The sequence below is a fragment of the Calditrichota bacterium genome (genome assembly GCA_014359355.1).
In the GTDB taxonomy this organism is placed as follows: domain Bacteria; phylum Zhuqueibacterota; class Zhuqueibacteria; order JANLFK01; family Oleimicrobiaceae; genus Oleimicrobium.
The window spans coordinates 1-2,889 of sequence record JACIZP010000066.1 but is presented as its reverse complement, the minus strand read 5'-3'; the positions used below and the strand labels follow the sequence as shown (position 1 = coordinate 2,889).

Below are 2,889 nucleotides of genomic sequence, written 5' to 3'. Positions count from 1 at the left end.
CATCTACACGGTGCGCGGCCAACTGGTCGACACCATCTACCACGATGTGCCAGTCAGCTACGGCGCAGAGACCTGGGATCTGGTCTCCAAAGATGGTCAGGACATCGCCTACGGCGTCTACCTCTACCACATCGATGCCCCGGGCATCGGGTCGACAACCGGCCGATTTGCGGTTATCAAGTAGGCGCGCTCGCTTTGCAGAGGGAGATTGGCCATGATGAAAACAGTGCGCATAATCTGTCTGTGGGGCCTCTCTGTGGCGCTCACCTGGGCCCAGGGAGGGCGTAGCGTGTCCAATGTAGGGACGACGGCTGCCCCGTTCCTGGAGATCGGCGTGGGGGCACGCGCGGTGGGCATGGGAGGAGCTTTTGTGGGCACCGCCTCCGATGCCAGTGCCCTCCACTGGAACCCGGCTGGGATTGCCCGTATGTCGCAGGTGGAACTGCTCTTTGTGCATACCGACTGGCTCTGCGGGCTGGACTTTGACTTTGTCGGTGCCGTGCTCCCCTTGGGCCGCTATGGAAGCATCGGCGCCAGCCTCACTGCGCTGAGCATGAGCGACATGCCAGTGCGCACCGTGGAGATGCCCCAGGGAACCGGCGAACAGTTCTCCGCAGGGGACTTGGCACTTGCCCTTAGCTACGGCATCTCGCTCACCGACCGCTTCTCCATTGGCTTCACCGGTAAGTACATCTACCAGAACATCTGGAAGGAAAGTGCGTGGGGCGTGGCTTTGGACATTGGCACTCTGTTCACCACCGGTTTCCACGGCATGCGCATAGGAGCAGCCCTGCGCAACTTTGGCACGGACATGCGCCTGCAAGGAGACGACCTGCTCATCTTCCACGACCCCGACCCCAAGAAGCTGGGCAACAACGACCGCATCTTCGCCGAGTTGAAGACGGACCCCTGGCCGCTGCCGCTCACTTTCCAGGTAGGGGTGGCAATGGAGGCGCTGAACAACTCGATGCATCGTGTGACCCTGGCCACGGACGCAGTACATCCCACCGACAACACCGAAAGCATCCATTTGGGCTGTGAGTATGCTTTCCGGGAGATGTTCTTCCTGCGCGCCGGGTACAACAATCTGTTTCTCCGCGATGGCGAAGAAGGCCTCACCATGGGCGCGGGCCTGAGCGTGCGAATGATCGGCAACCGCACCATTCGTGTGGACTATGCATACGCCGATTTTGGCCGCCTGGACAACGTGCATCGCGTCTCCATCGGCGGGTCGTGGTAGGAGGATGGCGCAGCCACGCACGGGGCTTTTCTTGGCAAATAGTGGACGACTCGCATTTTCCATTGAAGAGACAGGAGACCGGCGGCCATGACTGGCAGGCGCGCAAGGAGAAAGGCTGCGGGTGGCCTCTTGGCCGGGATTGCTGCGGGCTGGCTGCTCGTTGGCATTGCCCCCGTGGCAAGCCAGCAGATCGACATCCCGCGTATTGAGCTCATGCCCAACCGACCCACGCCCTACCAGATGCGCAACTGGAAGCAGGTGGCCCTTGGATACGACTCGCTGGTCTTCGACCTTGGACGCACTGGCCAGTACCTGCCGCTCATCTGGACCTACTCGTCCACCGTAAACTACCCAGAGCATGGCAGTTTCGGCTTGCACAGCTACGTAGGCACGCGCTCCCCGCGCTCCGGGGAGGCCATTCACGTCCTCCCGGAGGTGAGTGGGGCCACGCTGGTGGGTGTGGACAAGAGCAATCAGTGGGGTTACAACTGGGTCCTCATGTGCGAGGAGTTCTTCAATCGCCGGCCCGAGGAGAATGTCTACCTCAACAGCCCAGTGGCCAGCAGTGGTCAGGACTGGTGGTACGATACCATGCCCAACGTGTTTTTCTACCAGCTTTACTCCCTTTACCCCCACACGGGCGACTTTGACTACCAATTCACGACGGTGGCTGATCGTTGGCTGGCGGCCGTCAAGGCGATGGGCGGCAGCACCACCCCGTGGCGAAGGCCATTCATGGGCTACCGTGCTTTCAACCTCTCAAGCATGACCCCACTTGCCAGTGGCGTTGCAGAACCAGAGGCAGCGGGTGCCATTGCCTGGCTTCTGTACAACGCCTACGTGGAAACGAGGGAAGAAAAATACCGCATCGGCGCTGAGTGGTGCATGGAGTTCTTAGAGTCAAGGAGCACCAACCCATCGTACGAGCTCCAGTTGCCCTACGGTGTCTACACTGCTGCGCGCATGAACGCGGAGCTGGGCACGACCTACAATGTGCAAAAGCTGCTGAACTGGTGTTTCGACCCAAGCCAAAACGTGCGCGAGTGGGGTGCCACCCTCGGCAACTGGGGCGGCTATGACTGCGCCGGGCTCATCGGCGAGGCAAAATACACGGGCTATGCCTTCGTCATGAATGGGTTTCAGATGGCATGTGCCTTGGTGCCCATGGTCCGCTACGACGACCGCTTCGCCCGCGCCATCGGCAAGTGGATGCTCAATTGCGCCAACGCCTCGCGCCTCTTCTACCCGAAGTACCTCCCCGACGACCGGCAGGACAGCGAGGAGTGGGCCCAGCAGTACGACCCGCGCTCGTACATCGCCCACGAGGCGCTGCGCGAATATGCCCGCTACACAGGGGTCAGCCCCTACGCCACAGGCGACGCCTTGGACGGCGGCTGGGCTGCGACCAATTTGGCGCTCTACGGCTCTTCGCACGTCGGCATCTTCGGGGGCATCATCGATACGACCGATGTCCCCATGATCCTGAAGCTCGATGTGTTGAAGACAGACTTTTTCCACGGGCCCTCTTACCCGACCTACCTCTATTTCAACCCTTACGAGTCGGAGCGGAGCGTAACGGTAGACGTGGGACCGGCACGATGCGACCTGTATGACGCCGTGTCGAATACCTTCATAGCCAGAGATGTGAG

Annotated in this window: 3 protein-coding genes; all 3 read left to right on the top strand. The window is 60.9% G+C overall.

Translation table 11 applies throughout. The features are described 5' to 3' along the window. A partial coding sequence (locus H5U38_02940) for a hypothetical protein (GenBank protein ID MBC7185969.1) occupies window positions 1-184 on the top strand: 184 nt, incomplete at its 5' end. A gap of 30 nt (window positions 185-214) precedes the next feature. Beyond that, window positions 215-1,240, top strand: a complete 1,026-nt coding sequence (locus H5U38_02935) for a PorV/PorQ family protein (protein ID MBC7185968.1) — start codon at window positions 215-217, stop codon at window positions 1,238-1,240. 87 nt (window positions 1,241-1,327) lie between these two features. Then, a partial coding sequence (locus tag H5U38_02930) for a laminin G (GenBank protein MBC7185967.1) occupies window positions 1,328-2,889 on the top strand: 1,562 nt, incomplete at its 3' end.

Bases quoted from the DNA above. Each gene is read 5' to 3' on its own strand.
- H5U38_02935 (MBC7185968.1), top strand. From the start codon at position 215: ATGATGAAAACAGTGCGCATAATCTGTCTGTGGGGCCTCTCTGTGGCG.